At 73.9% G+C, this 19,782-nt stretch carries 17 protein-coding genes; 10 read left to right on the forward strand and 7 right to left on the reverse strand.

All coding sequences use genetic code 11. The features are described from left to right. Window positions 1-99 precede the first annotated feature (99 nt). From ACTWO6_RS31435 to ACTWO6_RS31465, 7 genes are read left to right on the forward strand one after another with little or no spacing between them, the layout of a single operon-like run. The gene (locus tag ACTWO6_RS31435; protein WP_130329620.1) at window positions 100-414 is read left to right on the forward strand and encodes a hypothetical protein; all 315 of its coding nucleotides are present in this window, start codon (window positions 100-102) and stop codon (window positions 412-414) included. Between the two features lie 12 nt (window positions 415-426). Then, entirely contained in the window at window positions 427-789 is a 363-nt protein-coding gene (locus ACTWO6_RS31440) for a hypothetical protein (protein ID WP_130329622.1), read from the forward strand. Between the two features lie 49 nt (window positions 790-838). After that, entirely contained in the window at window positions 839-4,252 is a 3,414-nt protein-coding gene (locus tag ACTWO6_RS31445; RefSeq protein ID WP_446217289.1) for an ATP-binding protein, read from the forward strand. A 1-nt stretch (window position 4,253) separates the two neighbouring features. Next, window positions 4,254-6,185 (forward strand): MFS transporter, encoded by a 1,932-nt coding sequence (locus ACTWO6_RS31450; RefSeq protein WP_446217290.1) that lies wholly within the window; start codon window positions 4,254-4,256, stop codon window positions 6,183-6,185. Further along, window positions 6,182-6,739: a hypothetical protein gene (locus ACTWO6_RS31455; RefSeq protein WP_446217291.1), complete on the forward strand. Its 558-nt coding sequence runs from the start codon at window positions 6,182-6,184 to the stop codon at window positions 6,737-6,739. Before ACTWO6_RS31450 ends, ACTWO6_RS31455 begins: the two co-directional genes overlap by 4 nt. Then, a complete protein-coding gene (locus ACTWO6_RS31460; RefSeq protein ID WP_446217292.1) occupies window positions 6,736-7,923 on the forward strand; it encodes a M23 family metallopeptidase in 1,188 nt (395 codons plus the stop codon). The genes ACTWO6_RS31455 and ACTWO6_RS31460 overlap by 4 nt, the downstream gene beginning before the upstream one ends. 13 nt (window positions 7,924-7,936) lie before the next feature. Then, window positions 7,937-8,539: a hypothetical protein gene (locus tag ACTWO6_RS31465; protein WP_446217293.1), complete on the forward strand. Its 603-nt coding sequence runs from the start codon at window positions 7,937-7,939 to the stop codon at window positions 8,537-8,539. A 5-nt stretch (window positions 8,540-8,544) separates the two neighbouring features. Here the strand turns inward: ACTWO6_RS31465 and ACTWO6_RS31470 are convergent, their stop codons facing one another. Continuing rightward, window positions 8,545-9,105, reverse strand: coding sequence for a hypothetical protein (locus ACTWO6_RS31470; RefSeq protein WP_446220837.1), 561 nt, complete (start codon window positions 9,103-9,105; stop codon window positions 8,545-8,547). A 219-nt stretch (window positions 9,106-9,324) separates the two neighbouring features. Between ACTWO6_RS31470 and ACTWO6_RS31475 the strand changes: the two genes are divergently transcribed. After that, a complete protein-coding gene (locus tag ACTWO6_RS31475; protein WP_446217294.1) occupies window positions 9,325-11,862 on the forward strand; it encodes an FtsK/SpoIIIE domain-containing protein in 2,538 nt (845 codons plus the stop codon). Further along, window positions 11,859-12,563: a hypothetical protein gene (locus ACTWO6_RS31480; RefSeq protein ID WP_446217295.1), complete on the forward strand. Its 705-nt coding sequence runs from the start codon at window positions 11,859-11,861 to the stop codon at window positions 12,561-12,563. The genes ACTWO6_RS31475 and ACTWO6_RS31480 overlap by 4 nt, the downstream gene beginning before the upstream one ends. Window positions 12,564-12,588: 25 nt before the next feature. Here the strand turns inward: ACTWO6_RS31480 and folE are convergent, their stop codons facing one another. The 4 genes from folE to ACTWO6_RS31500 form a co-directional block, all read right to left on the reverse strand. Continuing rightward, complete coding sequence (folE, locus tag ACTWO6_RS31485) at window positions 12,589-13,254, reverse strand: GTP cyclohydrolase I FolE (protein ID WP_446220838.1); 666 nt, start codon at window positions 13,252-13,254, stop codon at window positions 12,589-12,591. 32 nt (window positions 13,255-13,286) lie between these two features. Next, window positions 13,287-15,293 carry an ATP-dependent zinc metalloprotease FtsH gene (gene ftsH, locus ACTWO6_RS31490; RefSeq protein WP_446217296.1) on the reverse strand — a complete coding sequence of 669 codons (2,007 nt, stop codon included), beginning with the start codon at window positions 15,291-15,293 and terminating at the stop codon, window positions 13,287-13,289. A 335-nt stretch (window positions 15,294-15,628) separates the two neighbouring features. Next, entirely contained in the window at window positions 15,629-16,204 is a 576-nt protein-coding gene (hpt, locus tag ACTWO6_RS31495) for a hypoxanthine phosphoribosyltransferase (protein WP_446217297.1), read from the reverse strand. A 99-nt stretch (window positions 16,205-16,303) separates the two neighbouring features. Continuing rightward, entirely contained in the window at window positions 16,304-16,441 is a 138-nt protein-coding gene (locus ACTWO6_RS31500) for a hypothetical protein (protein WP_446217298.1), read from the reverse strand. Window positions 16,442-16,591: 150 nt separating this feature from the next. On the opposite strand from ACTWO6_RS31500, the gene ACTWO6_RS31505 reads away from it, so the two are divergent. After that, complete coding sequence (locus ACTWO6_RS31505) at window positions 16,592-17,551, forward strand: GlxA family transcriptional regulator (RefSeq protein WP_446217299.1); 960 nt, start codon at window positions 16,592-16,594, stop codon at window positions 17,549-17,551. 144 nt (window positions 17,552-17,695) lie between these two features. On the opposite strand, the gene tilS is transcribed toward ACTWO6_RS31505, so the two are convergent. Together tilS and ACTWO6_RS31515 are read right to left on the reverse strand one after the other, a co-directional pair. Further along, window positions 17,696-18,688 carry a tRNA lysidine(34) synthetase TilS gene (tilS, locus tag ACTWO6_RS31510; protein WP_446217300.1) on the reverse strand — a complete coding sequence of 331 codons (993 nt, stop codon included), beginning with the start codon at window positions 18,686-18,688 and terminating at the stop codon, window positions 17,696-17,698. A 10-nt stretch (window positions 18,689-18,698) separates the two neighbouring features. Then, window positions 18,699-19,766, reverse strand: a complete 1,068-nt coding sequence (locus ACTWO6_RS31515) for a zinc-dependent metalloprotease (RefSeq protein ID WP_446217301.1) — start codon at window positions 19,764-19,766, stop codon at window positions 18,699-18,701. Window positions 19,767-19,782: the final 16 nt, after the last annotated feature.

The following is a 19,782-nucleotide window of genomic DNA, read 5'->3' on the forward strand; positions in this document are numbered from 1 at the left end:
CGCAGCGTCGCCGACGCTGCGCACAGTGAGCAACGATCCCGCCAGGCTTGACTACTGCACCACCGCGGCGTCGCCGGCCGCGACATGGGGAGGTTTCCAGTGATCGCCATCGAGCTCCTGGGGACGGCGTCGTCCGCCGTCGACCACGCGCTCCACACCCTGGCGTCGACTCCACTCGCCGAGCCGGCGCCCAAGGGGATCGACACCGAGGGTGTCGTCACCTTCTTCGCCAGCAAGATCGCGCCGATCCTGCTCGCCGTGCTCGGCGTCATCTTCATCGGCCGCGCCAGCCGGGGCGAGATCTCGAAGGTGCTGACCAGCTCCGCCATCGCCATCGTCGGCCTGGCCTTCATCGCCGGCGCCGCCACCCTCTTCTTCATCGGCGACTACCTGATCAACCTGATCTTCGAATAGGCGCGGGCGACCATGCGGCTGCGCACCGACGACGACATCTACCGGGCACGTCTCGTCTATCTCGGGCCGCCCGGCTACACCCTTCCCGTGCACCTGCCGTACGCCCAGTACGGCCTGTTCATGCTGCTCGTACCCCTCTACATGTTCATCCACTGGCTGTTCACGCTGAAGGTCGAGCTGTTCCCCGCGTGGGAGATCTCGCTCGCCATCGTGACCACCTCGTTCATCTTCCGGTACGTCGACCCGGACCGGCCGGCGCGCATGGTCATCCGCACCGCGCTGACCGACTGGCGACGCACCCGGGAGCCGGCCGCCGAGCTGCGCGACCCGCGCCTGGTGGCGAGCCGGATCAGGATCCGGGAGGAACTGGCATGACCGGGCGTACGCCGATCGGGCAGACGAACGACGCGGGTGAGGCGGTCGCATGAATCGCTCTTCCACGCCGGGCTCCCCGGCCGGGCGGCACGCCGGTCCGCACGGTAACCGTGCGCGATCGTTCGACTACCCAGAGGCCGAGGAGCTGGACGAGGTCACCCTCGACCCGGCCCTGGTGACCAGTCCCGGGCACGGCCGGGTCGGCGTCTTCCAGCCGCCCCGGCCCGCCGGGCCGCACGGCCAGTCGGCGGCGGGCGAGCAGTCCGCGCCGACGGTCGGCGACAGCGGCGACATCGACTCGCCGTTCCTCGACCTGTTCGGCGGCACGCAGCCCGGCGGCCGACGCCCGGCGGCGCCGCCCGCGGTGACCCCGGCGCCGCCGCCCGCGGTGACCCCGGCGCCGCCGGCCGTCGAGCCGACCCCGGTGGTAGCGCCGCCCCGCCGCGGCGTCGGGCGGGAGGCGCTGCCGATTCCGCACCAGCACGTCGCTCCCGCCGAGCCGGTCCCGCCGACGCCGCGTGTTCCCGAGCTGGCGGACGACCCCTCCGACCGGGTGCCCGCCCTCGATCCGGCGCCCGCGCCAACCGGCCGCAACCGGGTGCCGCACCAACCCGGCGACCGGCTCCCCGCGCTGCGGCGGACCGCCGAACCGGAGCTGACCGATCCGGGCGTCGAGCCTTCGCCGGAGCGCCCGGCGCGCCGCGAACCGGAGACCGCCGAGGGGGCCGAGCGCCGGGCCGACGCGGCGCGGCTCGCCGCGCCGGGCGTCCGCGAGATCGCCGCGCCGACCAGCCGGGAGGTGGCGCAGGCACCCGCCCGCGAGGTGGCCACGCCCCGGCAGCGCTCCGCCGCCGAGCGGAGCGGCCGGCCCGCCAGGCCGGTCCGGGTCCGCCCCCCGAAGATCAAGTTCGGCGACCGCGACCCGTCGGTCGAGCTGGCGATCACCGAGATCGCCGGTCACCTGACCTTCACCCCGAACACCGTCACCGCCTGGTACTGGCTGCCCGAGGTGCGCTGGGCGTTCCGCCCGGACGCCGAGCGGGAGGCGCTGCTCTCCGCCATCTCCGAGCAGTACGCCGGCCTGGCCGGCTTCCGGCTGCACCTGCGCCGCACCACCCGGCCGTTCCCCGCCGACGAGTGGGCCCGCACCATCGACGCGCACACCGCGTCCCCGCTGCCCGATGTGTCCGGCACGGCCGGCTGGGCCGACCACCTGGTCGCCGCCCAGCGGCACCTGATGGCGGTCAACCACGCCGAGGGCCAGACCTACCTGGGCGTCACCTTCGCCCGCCGGTCGCTCGGCGACTCGCTCACCGAGCGGCTGCTGCGCACCTTCGGCCGGGGCACCGCCGACGGGGAGCGCCGCAAGCTGGGCCGGACGGTCGAGCAGTTCGACGAGGTGCTCGGCGCGTTCGGCATGCGGGGTCGCCGGGTCACCGCGCAGGAGCTGGAGTGGCTGCTCTACCGCTCCGTCGCGCTCTGCATGTCGCCCCCGGGCACCCTCTCCCCGGTGACGAACGGCCGGTGGGAGCGCGGCGACCTGCTCGCCCTCACCGAGCAGGTGGAGCGCTACCGCACCCCGTACGGCTCGACGGTGAAGCTGGTGAACCGGATGACCGGCGAGGAACGGCATGTCGCCGTGCTCGCCGTCGGCCGGATGGAGCCGCTGGAGATCCCCGAGCGGCACGAACCCTGGCTGCACTTCCACGAGCGGCTGCCCTGGCCGATGGAGATCTCCACCCGGGTCGACATCCTTGGTTCGGGTGACTCCTTCCGCAACCTCGAGCACCGGCTCCGGATGATCCGGTCCCAGCAGCTCGACTACGCCGAGCACGGCATCGACGCCCCGCCCGAGCTGGAACGACTGGCCAAGCGGGCGCTGGTGATCGGCGACGAGATGACCACCGGGCTGCCGGTGGACTCGGCCCGCGCGCACGGCTGGCACCGGATCGCGGTCGGCGGCCGGACCCGGGAGGAGTGCCTGGAGCGGGCCCGCCGCCTCATCCAGCTCTACTCCCGCGAGCTGCGCATCTCGCTGCAGCACCCGAAGAACCAGGACTGGCTGGCCCGCGAGTTCATCCCCGGCGAGCCCATCGCCAACACCGGCTACGTCCGGCGGATGCCGGTCCCGCTGCTCGCCGCCGCGCTGCCGCAGGCCGCCTCCACGGTCGGCGACCGGCGGGGCGACCTGATCGGGCGGACCGCCGGCACCTGCCGCCGCCCGGTCTTCCTCGACCTGCACTTCCCGATGGAGGTCCGGGAGCGCTCCGGGCTCGCGGTCTTCGTCGCCGAGCCGGGCGGTGGCAAGTCCACCCTGCTCGGCGCGCTCGGCTACCTGGCCGCCCGGCGCGGGGTGCAGGTCACCCTGCTCGACCCGTCCGGCCCGCTGGCCCGGCTCTGTTCGATGCCCGAGCTGCGGCCGTACTCCCGGGTGCTCAACCTGACCGGCTCGGAGCAGGGGACGCTGGCGCCGTACGCGCTGATCCCGACGCCGCTGCGCAGCGAGTTCGGCGCGGGCGCGGCCGGCGACCGGGAGTTCGAGATCGCGGTCTCCAACGCCCGCGCCGAGCGTCGGATGCTGGTGCAGGACATCTGCATGATGCTGGTGCCGCCGCAGGTCGCCCGCGAGGCCTCCACCGCCACCCTGTTCCGGCACGCCGTACGCCAGGTGCCGGCGGAGGAGACCTCCACCCTGGACGACGTGGTCGCCTGCCTCCAGGGGCTCGACGACGACGCGGGCCGGGAGCTGGCCAACCTGCTGCTGGACACCGCCGAGATGCCGCTCGCGATGCTCTTCTTCGGCCGGCCGCCGGAGGGGCTGCTCGGCGCCGACGCGGCGCTCACCGTGATCACGATGGCCGGGCTGCGGCTGCCCGACCTCAAGATCGAACGCGAGTACTGGTCGGCCGAGGAGGCCCTCGCCCTGCCGATGCTGCACACCGCGCACCGGCTCGCGGTCCGCCGCTGCTACGGCGGGTCGATGTCGTCTCGGAAGCTGGTCGGCCTGGACGAGGCGCACTTCATGGAGGGTTGGCGCTCCGGGCGTTCGTTCCTGGTCCGCCTCGCCCGGGATTCCCGCAAGTGGAACCTCGCCGCCCTGGTCGCCTCGCAGAACCCGAAGGACATCCTCGGTCTCGACGTGCAGAACCTGGTCTCCACCGTCTTCGTCGGCCGGATCGCCGAGGACACCGAGATCGCCTCCGAGGCGCTCCGGCTGCTCCGGGTGCCGGTCAACGACGGCTACGAGGCGACACTCGCCTCACTCTCCCAGGCCGACGCCGGCTCTGCCGCCCGGCTGGGCTTCCGGGAGTTCGTGATGCGCGACGTCGACGGCCGGGTGCAGAAGGTCCGGGTCGACGTGTCGTACGTCGCCGGGCTGCTGGAGCACCTGGACACCACTCCCGCGGCCGTCGCCCAGGCGGCCGGGGCGCTGCCGACCGTCCTGGCTGATCTGGAGGCGTGACATGGCGAGGGCCCGGGCACGGATCGCGGCGCTCCTCCTCGCGCTCGGCCTACTCGCCGTGGCCACCATCGCCTGGCCGGTGATCGGGGCGACACCCGCGTACGCCGCCGAGCCGGCCGCCCAGGCCCGGGCCGAGCTGTGCAGCACCAAGGAGTGGCAGGCCGACTTCCGCGCCTGCGTCGCGAAGCTGAAGGAGGTCAGCCAGGACCAGGTCGAGTGCCGCAACGCCCCGGTCCCTGGGGCGCCGGACTCCGGTCTGGCCGGTTGGTTCGCCTCCCGCCCGGACTCGGCCAAGCTGCCCGGTCCGAAGGGCCTCTACAGCGACTACGGCTACGCCGGATACAGCTACACGACATACGACGTCGACGGCGGCTGCGCGTCGTCGGTGCTCCATCCGGACTACCGTTTCACCACCATGGTGGCCAACGGCGAGTTCATGTTCGCCAACGCGGTGATCGGCGCCTCGAACGCGCTGCGGGAACGCGCCTGGGATCCCCGCTCGATGTGGGGCTGGGCAGATCCGCTGGTGGACCAGGCCACCAAGGCCGTCTACCAGAAGGTGTTCAGCGTCTTCGGCATCATCACGCTGTGCGTGGTCGGCCTCTACCTGCTCTGGCGCTCCCGCCAGTCGGACATGAGCAACGCCATGACCACGGCCGGCTGGGCGCTGCTGGTGATGGTGGCGGTCACCGCCCTGGCCGCCTGGCCGGTAAAATCGGCGAACATCGCCGACAACACCCTGGTCACGACGCTGAGCGTGGTGCACGGCGCGGTGGGCCCCGCCACCCGGGACACTCCGCCGGGCCAGTGCGACGACCCCAACCCCCAGGCGTGCAAGGATCACCGCCCTCCGGCGGTCCGGGCCAGCGACACGGCCACCGAGACGATGCTCTACCGGAACTGGCTGCGCGGGGTGCTCGGCTCGGCCGACAGCGAGACCGCCAAGAAGTACGGCCCGGCCCTCTACGACGCCAAGTCGCTCTCCTGGGAGGAGGCGGAGAAGCTCCGCCAGAACCCGGCCACCCGAGAGGCGACCATCAAGGCGAAGCAGCAGCAGTGGGCCCGGGTCGCCGAGCAGATCAAGACGGAGGACCCGGAGGCCTACGAGTACCTCCAGGGCGTCCGGGACATGGACCGGATCGGCGCCGGCTTCATCGCGGTGCTGGCCTCGCTGCTCTTCGCGATGTTCGACCTGACCGCCTCGCTGCTGGTACTGCTGGGCTTCCTGATCTTCCGGTGGGCGGTGATCGCCGCGCCGATCCTCGGCACGGTCGGTCTGATGCGCCCGGCCAGCGCCGGGCTGCGCCGGCTGGCGAACGCCGTGGTCGCCGCGGTCTTCAACATCGCCATCTTCGGCACCGGCGCGGCCATCTACCTCTTCGCCGTCGACCTCATCATGAACACGCCCACCCTGCCCGGCTGGCTCCAGGTGGTGCTGGTCTGGCTCTGCGGCGTGGTCGGCTGGCTGCTGCTGCGCCCGTACCGGCGGATCACCCAGCTCGGCGGCAAGGACAGCAGCGAGGCGATCAGCTCCGCCGGGTCGTGGCACCGCCGGTTCTTCCGGGACGTGCGGGTGGCCGCCCGGTTGGACGTGGTCGAGCCGGGCGGCACGGCCGAGCCGGCGCTCGGCCGGCGCCGCGGCGTGGCGCTCGGCCAGGGCAGCCTCCGGCCGGAGGCCCGGCACGAGGACCCGTCGCACGCCGCGGCCGACCGGCAGCGGCCGGACGGGCGGGAGCGGACGGACGAGGCGCCGACACCGGAGCAGCCGGGCGGCGGCCGGACCACCGCACCGCGTCCCCGACGTCGGCAGCCGGCCACCTGGAGGGAACCGGACGTGCCCGAGGAATCGCCCTCCTTCGCCATCTACCGACCGGGCTCCGCCGAACGCGCGCCGGCCAACCCGAGTCCGCGGGTGCGCTCCGAGGCGCGGTGAGCACGATGCGACGGGCGCTGGAATTCCTGTTCACCCGGGCACTGCGGTCCCGGCTGGGCGTCGCGGTGGTGATCGCCGTCGTGGTCTTCGGCGTGATCGGGGCGGCCCGCCTGGTCTCCGGCCCCGTCGACCCGTCCACCGGCCTCAGCAACCGGCCGCGGGAGCCGATCAGCACCGTGGACCCGGAGGCCGGTGATGACGGGGTGTTGTCGAGCCCGGCGCCCCCCAGGCCGAAGACCCGGCCGGGCGAGCTGACCCCCGAGCAGGCCGCCAGCCGGTTCACCACCGCGTGGCTGGCCGGCCCGGGCAGCAGCGGGGACGACTGGCAGGCGCGCCTGCGCCCGATGTCGACCCCCGCGCTGACCGAGAAGCTGACCGGCGCGGACCCGGAGAGCGTCCCCGCCCGGCGGGTGACCGGCCAGGTCACGCTCCGCCCCCGAACGGAGTCCTTCGTGGAGGTCCTCGTCCCGCTGGACAACGGTCGGCTCCGACTGGAACTGGTGGCCCCCGACGGCCGGTGGCTGGTGGACGCGGTGGACTGGGAGCGCCAATGACCGAACAGTGGGGGGACGCCGGACCTCCGCCCCGACGCCGGAAGCTGCGGGTCGGCGTCGTGGCCGCCGCCTTGACGGCGGCCCTCACCCTGCTCTGCTGCGTGGGCGGCGCCGCCGCCTTCTTCCTCACCGAGCTGGGCGGCGAGGAGCAGGACGACGCGACGGTGGCCGGACTGGCCTGCGACGCGGCCCACCGGGTCAGCATCACCCGGGACATGCCCCGCTTCGCCGAGTACGGCGAGGGTCAGCTGCGCAACGCGGCCGTCATCATCAAGGTCGGCCAGGACATGAAGGTGCCGGCCCGCGGCTGGGTCATCGCCCTGGCCACCGCGATGCAGGAGTCCGCACTACGCAACCTGGCGAACAGCACCGTGCCGGCGTCGCTGGCGCTGCCGCACGAAGGCGTCGGGTCCGACCACGACTCGCTGGGCCTGTTCCAGCAGCGGCCCGGCTGGGGCGGCGTCCAGCAGCGCATGACCCCCTCCTACACCGCCCGCAAGTTCTACGAGAAGCTGGTCCGGGTGCCCAGGTGGGAGGACCGACCGTTGACCGTGGTGGCGCAGCGGGTGCAGGTCAGCGCGTTCCCCGACGCCTACGCGAAGCACGAGGAGCTGGCCGGCCGGATCGTCGACGCGCTGGCCGGCGGCGCCGCGCGGACGGTGCAGATCGCCGGCAAGGCGGTGTGTGACGCGGCCTCCGGTGCCCGGATCGCCGCCTCGGGCTGGACGGCGCCGATCCCGGGCGGTGTGGGCTCCGGCTTCCGCACCGCCGACCGGCCGAGCCACAACGGAGTGGACATCGCCGCGCCCAAGCGGGTCACCGAGATCCACGCCGCGTCGACCGGCCGGGTGCTGGTCGCCCGCTGCGACCCGGACCACTCCGGGCGACGCGACTGCGACCGCGACGGCTGGCCGGACAAGGGCGGCTGCGGCTGGTTCGTGGACATCCTGCACGCCGGGGGCTACATCACCCGCTACTGCCACATGGTCGAGCGCCCCCGGGTGGTCCCCGGTCAGCTGGTGGAGGCCGGTGAGGTGATCGGCCTCGTCGGCACCAGCGGTAACTCCTCCGGCCCGCACCTGCACTTCGAGGTGCACGTGGAGGGCGACCGGTCCAGCCGGGGCGCGATCAACCCGGTGCCGTTCATGCGGGAACGCGGCGCGCCGCTGGACGGCAACACGTGAGGCCGGCCGACGGATGACCGGCCCGCTGCCCGACCCCTTCGCGGACCAGCCCGACTGGGCGCCGCTGCCGCCCCGACCGGTCGAGATCCTCCCCGCCACCGGCCGGGTGGAGCTGCGCGGTCGTCGGGTGCTGGTCGGGCTGCCCGGCCTGGGCTGGCGGGGTGACCTGCGCGCCGACGAGCAGGTGGTGCAGGGCAGCCGGACCTACGTGCCCGTCATCCCCGAACACGAGTGGTACCGCGCCGAATCCGAGCAGGTGGAGGTCTTCGCGCCGCTGGTACCGGTGGAGCGGGTCTGGGTGGAGACGGTGGGCGACCGGAAGGGCGCCGGAGCCGCGCCCCGCGAAACCGGGATCCGGCTGGTCTCCCTCGACGCGCCGGCACACCGGCTGCCGACCCCGGTCTTCGAGGCCGACGCGGTGGCCGGCCGGCGGGTGGTGCACGTCGTCGGGCCGACCGAGCACCGTGACCTGCGGGCGGTGACCGAGACGTACTCCGGCGCCGAGGGGGACATCTGCGTCCGGGTCACCTCGGAGCTGGAGTGGTACCGCTGGGCCTGGCGCGGCCAGGCACCGACCACCCTGGAGGTTCCCGTCCACCTGCTCTGGGTCGAGTAGCCGCCTCAGACGGCCTTGCGGCCCTCACAGACCCGCCACCCGTCCTTGTCGATCACCTTGAACTGCCATTCCTCACGACGGCTACTGCGCGTCTGGCCGTCCGCGGAACTGGAGATGGTCAAGGTCGTGGTCACCAACTCTCCATCGCCGCTCTTCGCCCGGGCGAGCGCGCCCCAACTGACCCGGACCACAACGTTGAAGTTCGCTTCGCGCCGCTCCAGCTCGTCTCGGAGACCTCGAACAGCGTCGAGGTCGCCTCCGCCCTCGCAGGCGAACTGGCTCGCCTTGGTGTCGTTGCGATCCACCAAGAAGGCGCGCAGGTAGTTGTCCACGACCGCGTCGGGGGCGCTGCGGTCCGGGGCGGTGGCACGGTCGTACAGGATGAATCCGGTGATCCCTCCGCCGACGCAGAGCACCGCGAGCAGCCCGGCGACGACCGAGAGCACCGTGCGCAGCCGCCGCCGGGGGCGCTCCGGCGCCGGTGCCGGCGCCGGGGGCGCCAGCTGTTCGGGCGGGGTCCGCTGCGCCGGTACGCGGGAGACCTGGGAACCGGCGGGGGGCTGCACTGATTCCACCCCCTGAGGCTATCGGCTGCGCGCCTCGTACCCAATGCCCCAGATTCACCGATCGCGTCCGCCCGCTGGCCGGAGGTGGGACAATGCCCGGTCGAGCGCGGTGAGCTGGCTCGCAAAGACCGCGCAGCGCCGGTCGACATCCCGGAGCGGGGCCGTCGGCTGGGATACCGTCACTGCTCGGGGAGAAGAGAGTCGGCCTCGGGAAGAGAGGTGGACGCGGTGGCCAGTCCGAAGGCGCGAGCCGGCCGGGCCGCCGCCCTGCACCGGCGGGCCGCGGCCACCGCGACCGCCGCCGCCGGCATCCTGGACGAGATCCGGCCCGCCCCGGCCGACCACCACCGGCAGTACGAGCTGGCGGAGCGGCTGCGCACGGCCGCGGCGCTCGCCGCCCCGGGTTGGGCCGGCACCGCCCTGGAGACACTGACCGCGGCCACCCCGCCCGGCGACCACCCGCCGCCCTTCGTCCGGGTCGGCACCGCCGCGCCGCTCGACGACGCCCGGTTCCCGGCGCTGGTGCCGCTGCTCGGCAGCGGTCACCTGAGCGTCGACACCGACGCCACCGACCCCCGGGTGGCCGGGCTGCTCCGGGCCCTCCTGCTCCGGCTGCTCGCCGCCGCGCCGGCCGGCTCGCTGCTGGTCCGCGTGGTGGACGCCACCGCCGGCCAGGATCCGACCGGCGGTGCCTTCGCGGGGTTCGCGGCGTTGGCCGACGCGGGGCTGCTGCCGCCGCCGGCCGTGGACGTGGCGGGGTTGCGGACGGTGCTCACCGAGGCGGAGCAGTGGGTGGCCGCCGGCACGGCCCGGCAGCGCGGGCACGACCGCACGCTGCTCCTGGTGGTGGCCGCGCTGCCCGCCGGCGCCGGCGCGATCGACCTGGATCGGATCGAGGAGCTGGCCGCGCGGGGGCACCGGGCCGGCCTGCACCTGGTGGTCGCCGGCTGGTCGCCCGAGACTCCGCTGCCGCAGGCCACCCCCGTCGCGGTACGCAACGCGTACGCGCTGGTCGGTGATCCGCCGGGGCAGGCGTTGAGCAGTCCGGGCACGGAGACGGCCGGCGGGCTCAACTCCCCCGTCTTCGTCGAGGAGGACCCGCCCGACGAGCTGGTGACCGGGGTCTGCCGCCGGCTGGCCCGGCAGATCGAGGACGGCTCGCGGCTCTCCCTGCCCGACCTGCTGCCCGGCGGAGAGCTGTGGGAGTCCGGTTCCGTGGACGGGCTCTCGACCGTGGTGGGCGACGCCGCCGGGCGGCCGGTCAGCCTCGGCTTCACCGAGCTCACCCCGCACTGGCTGCTCAGCGGCCGGTCGGGCGCCGGGCGGTCGGCGTTCCTGACCAACGTGCTGTTCGGGCTGACCGCCCGGTACGGCCCGGACGAGCTGGTGCTCTACCTGGCCGATCTGAACGAGGGCGAGTCCTTCGTGGAGTTCCTGCAGACCGAGCGGGACCGCTCGTGGGTGCCGCAGGTCCGGGCCGCCGGGATGGCCGCCGACCGGGAGTACGTGGCGGACCTCGTCCGCCAGCTCGAGGCGGAGCTGCACCGCCGGGAGGAGGCCGGCCGGCGGGCCGGCGGGCAGCGCTACGCGGAGCTGCGCGAGCACCAGGCGCTGCCCCGGATCGTCTGCGTCATCGACAACTTCCCCCTGCTGCTGCGGGAGCGCGACCGTCTCGCCATGGACCTGCTGGCCCGGCTGGACGTGCTGGCCCGCGCCGCCCGGGCGTACGGCATCCATCTGGTCCTGGCCGGCGAGGGTGACCTCGGCATCGGCGGCCCGCGCGATCCGCTGCTGGGCCAGTTCCCGGTGCGGGTCGCGCTGCCCGGCGGGTCGGCGGTGCTGGAACCGACGAACGACGCCGCGGCCGGGCTGCCGGTGGGCAGCGCGGTGGTGAACACCGCCGGCGGCCTGGGCGGGCCACGCGGTGCCACCCGGGGGCACGAGCGGATGATCCGCTTTCCCGATCCGCACGAGGAGCCGGAGACCCTGGCCGAGCTGCGGCACCGGCTCTGGGCGGCCCGGCCGGAAGGCTTCGGCCCGCCGGTGGTCTTCGCCGGGTACGCGCGCCCGCTGCTGGGCAACGACCCGCGGCACCGGGCGGCGCTGGCCGGACGGGCGCACGCGCCGGCGGCGCTGCTCGGTCGGGCGGTGGACGTCCACCGCTCCACGGTGGCGGTGCCGCTCGGCCCGGCCGCCGGGCGGAACCTTGCCGTGCTGGGCCGCGACGAGGAGGCGGCCCGGCTGCTGGTGACCGCCGCGCGGAGCACGGCGGCGCACCATGCGGCCGCCCGGTTCGTGCTGGCCCCGCTGGCGAACGGGTCGGCCGAGCCGGCCGCGGAACTGGCCGCCGAGCTGGCCGAACGGCACCGGGTGGAGACGGTCGACGTGGCCGGGCTGCGGGCCGCGATGGACGCGGGCGAGCCGGGCTACCTGGTGGTGTTCGGGCTGGACGTGCCCGACGCGGTGGAGCTGCCGGGCGAGCGGCTGCGGTCGCTGCTGCTGGAGGGGCCGCCGGCCGGGCTGCACCTGCTCGGCTGGTGGCGTTCGGTGGGGCCGCTGGCCGGGCTGCTCGGCCCCGAGGGTGAGATCGACAAGCTGGCCGCCGTGGTGGTCACGGACGTGCCGGGTGCCCGGTTGGAGTCGCTCTTCGACCGGCCGGTGCTGTGGCGTCCGCGTCCGGGCCGGGCTGTGCTCTGGGACGGCCCGGGCGAGCTGGGGACGGTGCTGGTGCCGTTCGGGGAGGAGCCGGCGACGTGAGCGAGACCGGAACCGCCGTGCCCGCCCCCCGGCCGGGGCGCCCGCCGGCCGACACCCCGGATCCGGCCGCGGCGGCCTGGGCGGACTACGTCGCGGCGGCCCGCCAGCTCGACGGGGTGCGCCGGGCCGCGACGACCGCCGCGGGCGAGCAGGCCCGCTCGGTGCAGGCCGCCCGGGAGGAGCTGACCGTCGTCCGGGCCCGGTTGGCCCCGCAGCAGGCGCAGCTGCGGGAGCTCGGGGTGCCGGCGATCTCGTTGCAGCCGACTCCGCCGGAGCTGACCGAGGCGGCCCGGTCGATGGCGGCCGGGCCGGCGGCGGTGCTGACCTCGTTGCAGGGTGCCCGCCGGTGGGCCGACGCCGCGGACGACACGCTGGCCGCGCGGGGGCTGCCCCGGCTGGCGCATTGGCCGTCCCGGCCCCGCAACCTGCTGGTGTACGGGCCGCTGGCGCTGGTCTTCCCGCTGATCCAGCTGCTGGTCCTGTTCGGCACCGGCACCGGCCCGGCGAGCATCCTGGCGCTGGTGGTCGGGCTGCCGATGCCGGCGGTGGCCTTCATGGCGGGCTGGCTGGCGGTCGGCCGGCTGTTCCGGCCCCGGCCGGAGGACCGGGTGGACCGGACGCCCCGGTTCGGGGCGCTGGTCTGCCTGGTTCCGGCGGTGGCGACCACCGCCGGGATCGTGCTGGCGATGCTGGCCGGCTGACGGGCTCCGTCGGCCGCGCGCCGGGTCAGCGGGGGATGATCAGCGACATCGCTTCGGCGCGGGACTTCGCGTCGCGCTGGAGCACGCCGCGGACGGCCGAGGTGATCGTCTTGGCGCCGCTCTTCTGGATGCCGCGCATCGCCATGCACATGTGCTCGCACTCGAGCACGACGATGACGCCGCGGGGTTGCAGCTTGCTCATCAGCAGGTCGGCAATCTGCGAGGTGAGCCGCTCCTGCACCTGCGGGCGGCGGGCGAAGACCTCGACCAGCCGGGCCAGCTTGGACAGGCCGGTGATCCGGCCGTCCGGCCCGGGGATGTAGCCGATGTGCGCGCTGCCCCGGAACGGCAGCAGGTGGTGCTCGCAGAGGCTCATCACGTCGATGTCCCGGACGAGCACGAGCTCCTCGTGGTTGGCCTCGAAGGTGGTGCTGAGCACCTGGGCCGGGTCGACCCGGAGACCGGCGAAGAGTTCGGCGTACGCGCGGGCGACCCGGGCCGGCGTCTGCTGGAGGCCGTCCCGGTCCGGGTCCTCGCCGACGGCGATGAGGATCTCGCGGACGGCCTTCTCGATCCGGGCCAGGTCCATGGTCTCCTCGACCGGACGACCGGTGAGCTTGCCGCTGATCAGTCGGGCGGCGACGTAGTCGAGGGCCTCGTCACCGTCGGGCTCGGTCGACGAGGCGGCCAGCCCCTTGTCGGGGCTGGCCGCGGCGTCCGTGTTCAGTGGGTACCGTCCGAGTTGTTCGAGGAACCGCCGACCGAGGCGCCGTCGGCCTGGGCCTGAGCCTTGAGCTTGTCCTTCTCGGCCGGGGTGAGCACCGGCGGCTCGGTGGAGGGCTGGCGCTTGCCGAAGCCGTGGTACGGGGCCATCGGTGGGCGCTTCACCACCCGGGCGCAGATCCGGGCCATGTCGGCGGTGGAGAGGGTCTCCTTCTCGATGAGCTCCAGGACCATGTTGTCCAGGACGTCCCGGTACTCCACCAGGATCTCCCAGGCCTCGTCGTGGGCCAGCTCGATCAGCGCCCGCATCTCGCCGTCGATCTCGGCGGCCACCGCGTCGGAGTAGTCCCGCTCGTGGCCCATGTTGCGGCCGAGGAACGGCTCGTCGCCGCTGGTGCCGTACTTGATCGCACCGAGCTTGGAGCTCATGCCGTACTGGGTGATCATCGCGCGGGCCAGCTGGGTGGCCTTCTCGATGTCGTTGCCCGCACCGGTGGTGGGCTCGTGGAAGACCAGCTCCTCCGCGGCCCGGCCGCCCAGCGCGTACGCCAGGGTGTCGATCATCTCGGCGCGGGTCTGGGTGTACTTGTCCTCGGTCGGCAGGACCAGGGTGTGGCCCAGCGAGCGGCCACGGGACAGGATCGTCACCTTGTGCACCGGCGCGGCGTGCGGCAGCGCCCAGGCGACCAGCGCGTGCCCACCCTCGTGGTACGCGGTGATCTTCTTCTCCTGGTCGCTCATCACCCGGGTCCGGCGCTGCGGCCCGGCGATCACCCGGTCGATCGACTCCTCCAGGGAGTCGTTGGAGATCGCCCGCTGCTCCTTGCGAGCGGTGAGCAGGGCGGACTCGTTGATCACGTTGGCCAGGTCGGCGCCGCTGAAGCCCGGGGTACGCCGGGCGACCGCGTCGAGGTCGACGTCGGGCGTGAACGGCTTGCCCTTGGCGTGCACCCGCAGGATCGCCTTGCGACCCTCCATGTCGGGGGCGTCCACCGGGATCTGCCGGTCGAAGCGGCCCGGGCGCAGCAGCGCCGGGTCGAGGATGTCCGGCCGGTTGGTGGCGGCGATCAGGATGACGCCGCCCTTGACGTCGAAGCCGTCCATCTCGACGAGCAGCTGGTTGAGGGTCTGCTCGCGCTCGTCGTGACCGCCGCCCATGCCGGCGCCGCGGTGCCGGCCGACGGCGTCGATCTCGTCGACGAAGACGATCGCCGGGGCGTTCGACTTGGCCTGCTCGAAGAGGTCGCGGACCCGGCTGGCGCCGACACCGACGAACATCTCGACGAAGTCCGAGCCGGAGATCGAGTAGAACGGCACGCCGGCCTCGCCGGCGACCGCCCGGGCGAGCAGGGTCTTACCGGTACCGGGCGGGCCGAAGAGCAGCACACCCTTCGGGATTTTGGCGCCGAGGGCCTGGTACTTCGCCGGGTTCTGCAGGAAGTCCTTGATCTCGTGCAGCTCCTCGACGGCCTCGTCCGCCCCGGCCACGTCCGCGAAGGTGGTCTTCGGCGTGTCCTTGGTGATCATCTTCGCCTTGGACTTGCCGAAGTTGAGCACCCGGGAGCCGCCGCCCTGCATCTGCGACATGAAGAAGAGCAGCAGGAGCACCAGCAGGGCGATGGGGAGCAGGTTGACCAGCAGGCTCACCCAGACGCTGTCCGAGGAGACCTTGGTGTCGGCCGGGCCGGTGACCCGGTTCGCGGCCTTGGCGTCCAGGACCTCGTTCCAGACCTGGTCGCCGGCCTGGTACGGGAACTGCGCCTCGATCCTGTCGGTGGTGGTCTCACCGAACTTGGTCTTCTGGGCCAGGTCGAGCTGGAGCGTCTGCTCCTTGTCCTGGAAGACCGCCTTGTTGATCTTGGCCGTGTGGAGCTGGTCGAGCGCAACGGAAGTGTCCACCCGCTGGTAGCTGGGACCAGCGGTGAACAGCTGACTGAGCACAACGGCGCCGAGGATGACCAGGATGATCCAGACCACCGGTCGGCGGAAGAAACGCGTACGTTCCATACTGTTGTCGGGCGCCGAGACGCCCGCATCCTCCTGATCGACGTCCTGACCGTCTGAATGGTGTCGCCGCCTCGGGCGGCGGCCGGAGCCGCCGTGCGGGCCGGCCTCGACCCCGAAGCGCGCGAATTGCCGCGCCGCGGTCATTCGACGGTACACCGTTCGTGCCAGATGTGAGCTTGCGAGCCCAGCACTTACGCGGACGGCGAACCGGGGTTTGGGCCGGCGTGCCGTGGAGGGTGCCTCCACGTCACCGACCCCTACCGTAGCCCGGTGAGCTGAGAGCCCGCTGAACGTCCGCGCGACGAACGCCGATACCCGCAGGTCGCCGGGGCGGCTCAGGCGCGGGCGTAGACCTCGGGCTTGAGCACGCCGACGTAGGGCAGTTCCCGGTACCGCTCGCCGAAGTCGAGGCCGTAGCCGACGACGAACTCGGTCGGGATGTCGAAGCCGACGTACTTGACCGGGACCGACACCTTGACCGCGTCCGGCTTGCGGAACAGGGCGACCACCTCGACGCTCGCCGCCGAGCGGGACTCCAGGTAGCGCAGCAGCCAGGAGAGGGTGAGGCCGGAGTCGACGATGTCCTCGACGACCACCACGTGCCGGCCGGCGATGTCGCGGTCCAGGTCCTTGAGGATCCGGACGACCCCGGAGGAGGTGGTGCCCTGGCCGTACGAGGAGACGGCCATGAACTCCAGCTCGGCGGGGGGACCCTGGCGGCCGAGCGCCCGGGCGAAGTCGGCCATGAACATGACCGCGCCCTTGAGCACGCAGACCAGCAGGAGTCCATCCTCGACGTGCGCGTAGTCCGCCGAGATCTGCTTGGCCAGCTCCGCGGTCTTCTCGCGGATCTGCGCCTCGGAAATGATCACGTGGTCGATGTCGGCGTCGTACCAGGAGCCGTCAGCCATGCTCCTAGCCTGCCGTACGCCGGATGGCCTCCGTCGGCGGGGCCGCGCGTTTCGCCGCGGTCCCGCCGGGGATTTTCGGCGCGGAAGGTGCAAATCACCTCAGCAGGTCCTGGAGCGCCAGCGACGACCGTCGGCGGTGGGCTTCCAGTCGGCCGAGTCGCGGGTGTCGGCGCCGAGTCCGGCGGCCGAGGCGACGGCCAGGGCGAGAAGGAAGAGGAAGAGCAGCAGGAACTCCATGGCGGCGCTCGCTTTCGCGTGGTTGATGTGGGTTTCGCCGCCGGTGCGCACCGGACTGAGACCAGTCTGCGACCGCCCGCGCCAGCGGAAAAGTGGCAGGAATGCCAGTGGGCATCGATTTCCTGCCACCACTCTGGTTACCCTCGTCACATGCTGCGTTCGGTCGCCGTCATCGCGCTGGAACAGGTCGCCCCCTTCGAGCTCGGCGTCCTGGCTGAGGTCTTCGGCACCGACCGGACCGCCGACGGCTTCCCGGGCTACCGCTTCACCGTCTGCACCGCCGACGGGGGGCCGGTGCGCACCGGCTCCGGTTTCCTGCTCACCCCGCACGCCGACCTCACCCCGGTCGAAGAGGCCGACCTGGTCGCGGTGCCGGCGCACGCGGGGCAGACGAACGTCCCCGCCCCGGTGCTCGACGCGCTGCGCCGGGCCGCCGACCGGGGGGCGTGGCTGCTCAGCGTCTGCTCGGGCGCGTTCGTGCTGGGCGAGGCGGGGCTGCTCGACGGGCGGGACTGCACCACCCACTGGCGGTACGTCGACGAGCTGCAACGCCGGCACCCGGCCGCCCGGGTCCGGTGCAACTCGCTCTACGTGCAGGACGGCCGGCTGCTCACCAGCGCCGGCACCGCCGCCGGGATCGACGCCTGCCTGCACCTGGTCCGCCAGGAGCACGGCTCGGCGACGGCCACCCGGCTGGCCCGGCGGATGGTCGTCCCGCCGCACCGCGACGGCGGCCAGTCCCAGTACGTCGAGGCGCCGATCCCGAAGGCGCCGGAGGCGCCCACCCTGGAGCCGGTGCTGGAATGGCTGATGGGCCACCTGGACCGGACGGTGACCGTCGAGGAGCTGGCCGCGCGGGCCGGCATGGCGCCGCGTACCTTCGCCCGCCGGTTCCGGGCCGAGACCGGCACCACCCCGCACGACTGGCTGACCAACCAGCGGGTGCTGCTGGCCCGGCGGCTGCTGGAGGAGACCCGGCTGAGCGTGGAGACCGTGGCCGACCAGGCCGGCTTCGGCGACGCGGCGGCGCTGAGGCACCACTTCACCCGCCGGCTCGGCACCACCCCGCACGCCTACCGGACGACCTTCCGGGAACGCGCCGAGGTCTGATCACCAGCCCAGCATCACCCGTGCAGCCGCTCGCCGTCCCGAACGGTGGCGGCTGTCGGGGGTACGCCGTCCCGCCATGTCTACCGCCCCGGCGGCTCCCGGCGAGGGTCACCGGCGCTCCGGCACGCAGCGGACCGGCGCGGCTCAGCGGGGATCGGCGAGGGTGAGCCGGCCCTCGTGGCGGGCCACGCCCAGCCCGCCGGGCAGATGGACCGCGCCCTGCCCGTGCCACCCCGTCACCAGGGCGTCCAGCGCGGTGACGTGCCGGTGCGACAGCGCGGCCGGCGACGCGCCCAGCTCCCGGGCCCAGGCGTGCAGCACGCGGGTGCGTACCGCCGGAAGCAGCCCGGCCAACGCGTCGACCGCGAGCCCGCCCCGGGCGGACCGGGCAGCGGCGAGCGCGGCGGCGGCGAGCTCGTCCAGGGCGGCGTTGTCCGCGGCCACCAGCCGGGCGGTCCGGGCCAGGTTGTCCAGCACCGCCGGGCCGAGCGCCCGGGCCAGCGCCGGCAGCACATCGGCGCGGACCCGGGACCTGGCGTACGCCGGGTCGGCGTTGTGCGGGTCCTCCCACGAGGTGAGCCCCAGCGCGGCGCAGGCCTTGCGGGTGTCGTCCCGGCCGACGTCCAGCAGCGGGCGGAGCAGCGGCACCCCGTCCAGCTCCCGACGCTCCGGCATCCCGGCGAGGCCCCGCGGGCCGCCGCCCCTGGCCAGCGCGAGCAGCACGGTCTCGGCCTGGTCGTCGCGGGTGTGACCGAGCAGCAGCGCGGCGGCGTCGTGCCGGCGGGCGCTGGCGACGAGGGCCTGATAGCGCGCCTCCCGGGCGGCCGCCTCGGGGCCGCCGGGCCGCCCGGCGACGGTCACCGGGACCGCGTCGACCGGGTCGAAGCCGATCCCGGCGGCCCACCGGGCCACCCCGGCGGCCCGCTCGGCCGAGCCTGGTTGCAGGCCGTGGTCCACGGTCACCAGGCCGGCCCGTCGACCTAGCCGAGGGGCGACGAAGGCGGTGGCCGCCGCCAGGGCGAGCGAGTCGGCGCCGCCGGAGCAGGCGACCAGCACCGGCCCGTCCCCGGTCAGCCCGGTCAGCACCCGGCGGACCGCGACCCGGACCGCGGCGACCGGCGGGGCAAGCGCGGCCACGGCGGGCGGCTCAGCCGGCGGTCGGCGTCGCGGCGGCCGGCCCGTGCACCCGGGCCACCCAGGCGTCCGGGTCACCCAGCTCCTCCAGCCGGGGCAGGGTCAGCGGCGAGCCGAAGATCTTGTTGAAGCCCTCCATGCCGACCCGCTCGACCACGCCGTGGACGAACTTGCGGCCCTCGGCGTACTGGCGCATCTTGACCTCGATGCCGAGCAGCCTGCGGATCGCCTTCTCCAGCGGGTTGCCGGACTCGCGACGCCGGTTGAACGCGGCCCGGATCGAGTCGACGCTCGGGATCACCTGCGGGCCGACGCCGTCCATCACGAACTCGGCGTGCCCCTCGAGCAGGGTCATCAGCGCGGTGAGCCGGTCGAGCACCGCCCGCTGGGCGGGGGTCTGCACGATGTCCAGGACGCTGGCCCGGCTCTCCGGGTCCTTCACCGCGTCGGAGAGGGTGGCCACGCCGCGCCGCAGCCGCTCCAGCAGGTGCTCGCCGCCCTGCGAGGCGTCGACGAACGCCTGCACCTCGCCGAGGAAGTACGCGCGCATCCACGGCACGGCGGTGAACTGGGTCCGGTGGGTCACCTCGTGCAGGCAGACCCAGAGCCGGAAGTCCCGGGGGTCGGCGCCCAGCTTCCGCTCCACCTCGACGATGTTCGGCGCCACCAGGAGCAGCTGGCCGGGGTCGCCGGAGAAGACCTCGTACTGGCCGAGGACCCGGCCGGAGAGGTAGGCCAGCACGGAGCCGGCCTGCACCCCGGTCAGCCGGGAGCCGATCGCCTCGGTCAGCGGCCCGGGCCGCTTGTCCCCGGCGAGCCGGTTCACCAGCGGGGTGATCACCTCACGCAGCCCGGAGATGTTGGCGGCTGCCCAGTCCCGGCGGTCCACCACCTTCACCGGCGGGTGGGCGACCTGCGAGCGCAGCCCGGTGTAGTCGGCGACGTGCCCGGCCGCCTCCCCGGTCAGCCGCCGCAGCTCGCCGACGACGTCGGTGGCCTCGGCGTACGACACCCGGGGGCCCGACTTGCCCAGCGCCCCCGCGGTCGCGGTGGCCAGATCCCAGTCCACGAACTGCGCCATGCACCCACCGTACCCG

The organism is Micromonospora sp. IBHARD004 (assembly GCF_052814115.1).